General features: G+C 28.6%; 1 protein-coding gene. It reads right to left on the reverse strand.

Translation table 11 applies throughout. The annotated features are described in order from the left end of the window. The coding region (locus CLPUN_RS09985; RefSeq protein ID WP_077847138.1) for a transposase at positions 1 to 791 on the reverse strand (791 nt) is incomplete at its 3' end. Positions 792 to 822 lie beyond the last annotated feature (31 nt).

Consider the following 822-nt stretch of genomic DNA (forward strand, 5'->3'; position numbering starts at 1 on the left):
TTTAATACGGAGAATAATTGCTCTATTTTCAATCTATTTTTATATAGGTTCACCCCTATAGGAGATTCGAAAAACAAAGCATTTTCATATCGTTTATCAATGAATGCCTCAATGCTTTTAGCTTTACGCATATTTATATCAGTTAATAAGTTAAATTCTAGTTTTTCGGCAATTTCAAACCATTCAACTGAATCATATGCTGCATCAGCGAGTATTAAAAACGGATTATAAATTTTAGCTTCATATAGTAAATCTGGAACTTGATTATCATAAACATTAGCTGTTGTTAAATCAAAAACTAACGGAATTATAGTATCAGTAACTGTTACAATGCAATGTAATTTATAACCTCTATAATAACCTAGACGTGTACCTTTGCCCGATTTAGCTTCGCTATCGTATTTTGAACTTCTTAAGGCTGTAGCATCAATTGCACACAATCTGGTTTCTGGGGCAATCAGTTCAATAAACATAGCATAAATACCATAATATATATGTTTTTCTAGAGTTTTAGCTCTTAATGAAAATGTAGAATAATCAGGTATTTGATTAAGATTAATTATAGTTTGAAACACATAATCTTTTTTTATTTCATATTCAAGTTCCCTTAGACTGAATATACTATGCTTAACGCCATATAACATGCAAGCAACTATTTGTTCGTCTGAATACTTACGTGGTCGGCCTTTAGTATTTTTAATATTTGAATTTAATTTAGTAAATGCAATTTTAACAGCTTCAAAAATTTTAAAATTATCATTTTCGCTTTTAATCTTTGGTGATATAATCATATTTAAGTCATTCCTTATGTGATGTATTTGG

The organism is Clostridium puniceum, from assembly GCF_002006345.1.
GTDB lineage: Bacteria > Bacillota > Clostridia > Clostridiales > Clostridiaceae > Clostridium > Clostridium puniceum.